The 5578-nt window shown below is 68.6% G+C and carries 5 protein-coding genes; 1 reads left to right on the top strand and 4 read right to left on the bottom strand.

The window, feature by feature from the left end:
- Window positions 1-154 precede the first annotated feature (154 nt).
- From EJC49_RS25275 to EJC49_RS25260, 4 genes are all read right to left on the bottom strand, one after another.
- Window positions 155-847 carry a DUF1013 domain-containing protein gene (locus tag EJC49_RS25275; RefSeq protein WP_126702689.1) on the bottom strand — a complete coding sequence of 231 codons (693 nt, stop codon included), beginning with the start codon at window positions 845-847 and terminating at the stop codon, window positions 155-157.
- Window positions 848-971: 124 nt separating this feature from the next.
- Entirely contained in the window at window positions 972-1520 is a 549-nt protein-coding gene (locus EJC49_RS25270; protein WP_126702688.1) for a DUF1254 domain-containing protein, read from the bottom strand.
- Window positions 1517-2098 (bottom strand): DUF1214 domain-containing protein, encoded by a 582-nt coding sequence (locus EJC49_RS25265; RefSeq protein ID WP_126702687.1) that lies wholly within the window; start codon window positions 2096-2098, stop codon window positions 1517-1519. Before EJC49_RS25265 ends, EJC49_RS25270 begins: the two co-directional genes overlap by 4 nt.
- Before the next feature lie 45 nt (window positions 2099-2143).
- Complete coding sequence (locus tag EJC49_RS25260) at window positions 2144-4303, bottom strand: transglycosylase domain-containing protein (RefSeq protein ID WP_126702686.1); 2160 nt, start codon at window positions 4301-4303, stop codon at window positions 2144-2146.
- A 998-nt stretch (window positions 4304-5301) separates the two neighbouring features.
- Here EJC49_RS25260 and EJC49_RS25255 point away from each other — a divergent pair.
- The coding region (locus EJC49_RS25255; protein ID WP_210211874.1) for a hypothetical protein at window positions 5302-5578 on the top strand (277 nt) is incomplete at its 3' end.

Below are 5578 nucleotides of genomic sequence, written 5' to 3'. Positions count from 1 at the left end.
TTTCGGGACATCGACGGGCGTCGAAGGGGGATTTACGCCCGTCGCCCGAAAGTGGGCAGCGGTTTCGGGACATCGACGGGCGTCGAAGGGGGATTTACGCCCGTCCTTCGTCGTCAGAGAGCGGCGCGAAGCGCCGCGCCCGAGCGGTCGCGAATCAGTCCTCGTCGTCCTCGTCCGTGCGGGTGCGCTTCAGCGAGGTGAGCTTGGCGAAGACGGCGCTGGCGTCGAGCTCCTTCTCCTCTTCGGGTTCGTTGGTGCGAACCTCCAGGGTTTCGGTCATCGAGGCGGGCAGCAGCGTGTCGCCCGACGGCGCCTGCGGAGCGATGCCGCGCGAGGCGCGCTGCACTTCCAGGTCGAGGTCGATCTGCGAGCAGAGGCCGAGCGTCACCGGATCCATCGGCGCCAGGTTGGCGGAGTTCCAGTGCTTGCGCTCGCGGATCTGCTCGATGGTCGACTTTGTGGTGCCGACGAGGCGCGAAATCTGCGCATCCTTCAGCTCGGGATGGTTGCGCACCAGCCACAGGATGGCATTGGGCCGGTCCTGGCGCTTGGACAGCGGCGTGTAGCGCGGGCCCTTGCGCTTCTGCTCGGGAATGCGGACCTTCGGCTCCGACAGGCGCGGCCGGTAGTTCGGATCGGCCTCGGCCTTGGCGATTTCCTCGCGCGACAACTGGCCGGTCATCACCGGATCCTGGCCCTTGATGCCCTGGGCGGCTTCGCCGTCGGCGATGGCGCGCACCTCGAGCGGATGCAGGTGGCAGAAGAAGGCGATCTGCTCGAAGGACATGGCGGTGTTGTCGACGAGCCAAACGGCGGTTGCCTTGGGCATCAAGAGCTGGTTGGCCATGATGAAGATACTCCTCTCGTTCGCCCGCATCCCTGCGCGGGCGGTGGGACTAAGCCACCGGAAATTGGGAAATCGCGCCGTCTATACAGGTTCCTGTGCCGTTTCGCAACGAAAGAGCGCGGCGTCAGGGCAATCGGGCCCGGCAGGCGAACGAGGCGAGGAAGGTCTCCACCACCGGCTCCCATGTCGGATCGGGCCGCAGCGCGCGCAGGATGACGATGCCCTGCGGATCGTCCACCTCCACGAAGATCGAGCGGGCGAGCGCGTCGGGCAGGTCGCGGCGCAGGTCGGCCATCTGCGCCGAGGTGGCCACGGCAACGTCGAGCCGCCCGCCCACGACCGTGCGGTCGTTGAACGAAGCGAGGTTGTAGCCGCGCCGGTCGTGGATCGACACCGACCAGAACGGCGGCCCCGAACCGGCGGTGACGTGCAGGACGCCATGATCGTGCAGGTCGAAACGGCACGCCGCCCCGCCCAGGAACGGATCGTCGAGCGGCACCGGCGAATCCGTCTCGGTGGGGCCGAGGCGGACCGGCCGCAGCAGGTCGCCGCGGGCGGCCAGGCGCGCCCAGGCATCGCGCTCCGACAGGACCGGCAGCAGCACCAGGATGGCGAGATGGACGATCGCCGCGCCGAGCAGACCCAGGAGGAAGACGTGGAAGGCACGCGTCATTCGCAGCCGGCCCTGTAGATCAGCGGAAGGTCGACCCGGGCGGCATCGAGATTGCGGATGGTCGGCGCGTCGTAGAGCGTGAACACCAGGCTGAGCGGGCCTTCGCCGCCGGTGACCAGCCAGTTGCCGGGATGCGGGCGCGGGCTGGCCGTGACTTCGAAACTGTCGTCCTCCCGGCGCAGGATCTGCATCGAATGCAGGCCCGGCCAGCGCATCGCCTGCGGCTCGGGCGGCGTGCCGCTTTCCGCCGATGGATGCAGGGTCCAGAAGCGCGCGGCCGGCGCCTTGCCCTCGATCCGGTAGCTGCAGTCGCGGCGCAGCGCCGCCCCGGCCGAATCCACCCCGGCGACGAAGGCGAGGCCTTCCGACGGCCCGAGCGGCAGCTCCGCCTTGCGCGAGAAACGGGCCTTCGAATAGGGATCGGCGTCCGGGGAGCCGCGGTCGGGAAAGGCGATCCAGGGGCCGATGGTCAGCCCTTCGAGCGCGGCGAGGTGATCGAGCGCGTAGCGGACCGTCGCGGCGCCGCCGCCGATCGACAGGACGAAGACGAGGGCGACCGAAAGCACCAGGCGCATCATGGTTCCATCCGCCTGGAGGCCTGGGTCCGGACCGATCGCATGCGCTCAGAGCGACGAAAGGGTTTCGCTCGCGCCCGAGGCCGACAGCCGGGGCGACCCGCGGAAGAGATCCGACATGGCGCGCAACAGGGACGTGGTGCGCGCCGACAGGTAGGGCGAGGCTTCCGCGGCGCCGGGGGCGTCGTCGGGGCTCGGACCCTGGGCGATGGCAGGCGCGCCGGTCGTCTTGCCGTTCTCGTCGAGGAACGGCTTGTCGATGTAGGGTATAGGCTTCAGCTCGACATTCTGGTGCGCGACCGTCATCAGGCGCTGCCAGGTCATCGCCGGCAGCGAGCCGCCGGTCATGTTGCGCGTGGGCGTGAACTCGTCGTTTCCGAACCAGACGGCGGCGGTGTAGTTGCCGGTGTAGCCGACATACCAGGCGTCCTTGTAGGCCTGGGTGGTGCCGGTCTTGCCGGCGCTGCGGATGCCTTGCAGCGCGGCGCGGCGGGCGGTGCCGACCTCGGGGATCTGCACCATGATGGCGTTCATCGACGCCACCGCCTGCTCCGACAGAACGCGCTTGGGCGCCGGCGCGTCGCGGCGCCAGTCCCACACGACTTCGCCCGCATGGGTGGCGAGCTGCAGGATGCCGTGCCGCGTGCCGGCATAACCGCCATTGGCAAAGACGCTGTAGCCCGTGGCCTGGTCCATGACGGTCATGCCCGAGGTGCCGAGCACCATCGTCTTGTCGGAGAAGACCGGGCTTTCCACGCCCATTTCCTCCGTCAGCTTCTTGATCGGCGCGATGGTCAAATGGTCCTTGGCCAGCCGCACCGGCACCGTGTTGATCGACTTGATCAGCGCCGTGGACAGGGTCATGCGCCCGGAATAGCCGCGCGTGTAGTTCTTCGGCGACCAGTTGCCCCACGAGATCGGGCCATCGGAGATGACGCTTTCGGGCGTGAACCCCTTTTCCATCGCGGTGGCATAGACATAGGCCTTGAACGAGGAGCCGGTCTGGCGCTGCGCCCGGGTGGCGCGGTTGAACTGCGACAGCCCGTAGTCGCGCCCGCCCACGATCGCCCGCACCGAGCCGTCATTGTCGAGCACCACGATCGCGCCCTGCCTGACGCCGTAATCCTTGCCGTGCTGGCGCAGGTGGAACTCGAGCGACTCTTCGGCCGCCGCCTGGATGCCCATGTCGAGCGTGGTGCGCGCCACCAGCGCGTGGCCGCGCCGGCGCGGAGCCAGCCGCTTGACCTCCTCGAAGGCCCAGTCGAGGAAATAATCGGGGTTCTTGGCGCCGTCGCGGTCGACCACGTCGGCCGGCTGGCGTCGCGCCGCCAGGACCTGGCCCTCGGTGAGGAAGCCGCCCTCGACCATGTTGGTGAGCACCTGGTTGGCGCGGGCGCGCGCCGCCGGCAGGTCGATATGCGGCGCATAGCGCGCCGGCGCCTTGAACAGGCCTGCCAGCATCGCCGCCTCGGCCAGGGTCACGTCCTTGATGCCCTTGCCGAAATAGAAGTCGGTGGCCGCCGCGATGCCGAACGTGCCGCCGCCCATGTAGGCGCGGTCGAGATAGAGCTGCAGGATCTCGGTCTTGGTCAGGTTCATTTCCAGCCACACGGCCAGGAACGCTTCCTTGATCTTGCGCTCGATGGTGCGCTCGTTGGTGAGGAACAGGTTCTTGGCCAGCTGCTGGGTGAGGGTGGAGCCGCCCTGCACCACCGAATTGGCGCGCACGTTCTCGGTCATGGCGCGCGCCAGGCCGACGAAATCGATGCCCCAGTGCGAAAAGAAGCGCCGGTCCTCGGTGGCGAGCACCGCCTTGACCACGACGTCGGGCATCTCGTCCACCGGCACGGAATCGCGCTGGATCAGCCCGCGTTGGCCGATCTCGGCGCCGTTGCGGTCGAGGAAGGTGACGGCGAAATCGGCCTGGGCGCGCCAGTCGCCCGCCGTCTCCTCGAAGGCGGGCATGGCCAGCGCCAGAAGCACGACCGATCCGGCGGCGCCGATGGTCAGGCCCTCGGAGGCGGTCTCCACCACCGCGCGTCGCCAGCCGGTGACGCGAAAGCGGCGAAAGAAGATCGTGAGCCGCTCCCAGCGGTCGCGCAAGAAGAACCCGGCATCATAGAGGGTGGAATCGAGCCAGGCATCGATCTCGAGAAGCTTCGCGGCCCGCGGCGTGCGCGTGTCTTTCGGTTCGAACGGGTTTTCCATGGCCTGTGGCGGTTGAACGTCCCTGGAAAAAGGTTCTGATCCCGGATGCCGGCGAATTTCGGGCGCATTTCATTCATGCACCGGACGGGAGGGATGGGCAAGGGAAGAGTGCGGACAGTTGGTGCAGCGTCGTTCATCCCGCGCCGCCGGGGACAGGCGCGCACCGCGCGACACCGCGCAACCGGGACGGATGCGCTCGGGGGGGCAGGTCAAGAAAATGAGCGTCGGGAAGGGGGCGCGTGGCGCGCGAACGGCACCGGTGCAGCCTGACCGCCGGAGCGTCACGTTGGGCAAGCCGGGGTGACGCGGCGGTGCGGCACCGGCAGGATGGTCTCGGGAATGGCCATCAGGATCAGCGCCTCGCCCGGCACGACGTCCCGAACGAGGCGCTTGACCATTCCAGAAGATCGGACAGCCCTGAAAATCCCGGGAGACCATGGGCCGCCGTGGAAAATCCTAGAAGAACAGGAACAGGAGGATGATGATCGGAATCGGAATGCCGAGAAGCCAGAGCAGAATGCCGCGTCCCATGATGTTATCCTTTCAGACGTTCGAATGTGATCCGGTGTGGTCCAGGCGGTTCGGCGCCTGAATTCGTGAAGCGGCTCGCTCGCTGCGTCGGCGCGGTTGCACCGATGCAGTGGGGTCGCTGGCCGTGCTTGAACAATCGCGCAGGCGCGGGAAAGTTCCGTGAAGACGAGTAGGCCAGCCGGACCGTGGGCCGAAGGCTGTCCAGGGCATGGCCGGCGCGGTACCGCAGGCCTGTGCCGACGCGCCAAGGGGCGCGGGGCGGCGACGGCTTCAATCCGGCAGGACATTGCGCTACAGCGGAGCGGGCGGGATCGGATGAGCGGCGCGGCCGCAAGCCCCTGTTTTCGCGATGGTCGCGGGTCCGCGAGCACGGCGGGCCGGCCGCGAACGCCTTCGAGGACGCCCGAAGGACGGCGGTGGATGGTCGCGGAGAAGCCGGCGCGGGCCGCGGTGGGAGAAGGACCGGGATGGACGACGTCTTCGCGCAGGTGGCCGGCAATCCGGCGATGCAAATCGTGCTGCTGATGCTGACGCCCTTCGTGCTGGAGGAGGCGGCGATCGTGAGCGCCGCGGCGCTGGCTGCCGCCGGCGAGCTGGGCGCGGCGACGGCGTTTGCGGCGGTGTTTGCCGGCATCGTCGCCAGCGATTGGGTGCTTTACGGCGCCGGCTGGGCGGCCGGGCGCAGCCGCCGCGTGCGGGCCTGGGTGGGGCAGGAGGCGATCGACCGCGGCCGCGAGATCGGAA

The organism is Aquibium carbonis, assembly GCF_003970795.1.
Taxonomy (GTDB): Bacteria; Pseudomonadota; Alphaproteobacteria; order Rhizobiales; family Rhizobiaceae; genus Aquibium; species Aquibium carbonis.
The sequence above is the reverse complement of the archived record's forward strand: the minus strand, read 5'-3'. Positions and strand labels throughout refer to the sequence as shown.

Bases quoted from the DNA above. Each gene is read 5' to 3' on its own strand.
- EJC49_RS25270 (WP_126702688.1), bottom strand. From the start codon at position 1,520: ATGACGCGTGCCTTCCACGTCTTCCTCCTGGGTCTGCTCGGCGCGGCG.
- EJC49_RS25265 (WP_126702687.1), bottom strand. From the start codon at position 2,098: ATGATGCGCCTGGTGCTTTCGGTCGCCCTCGTCTTCGTCCTGTCGATC.
- EJC49_RS25275 (WP_126702689.1), bottom strand. From the start codon at position 847: ATGGCCAACCAGCTCTTGATGCCCAAGGCAACCGCCGTTTGGCTCGTC.
- EJC49_RS25260 (WP_126702686.1), bottom strand. From the start codon at position 4,303: ATGGAAAACCCGTTCGAACCGAAAGACACGCGCACGCCGCGGGCCGCG.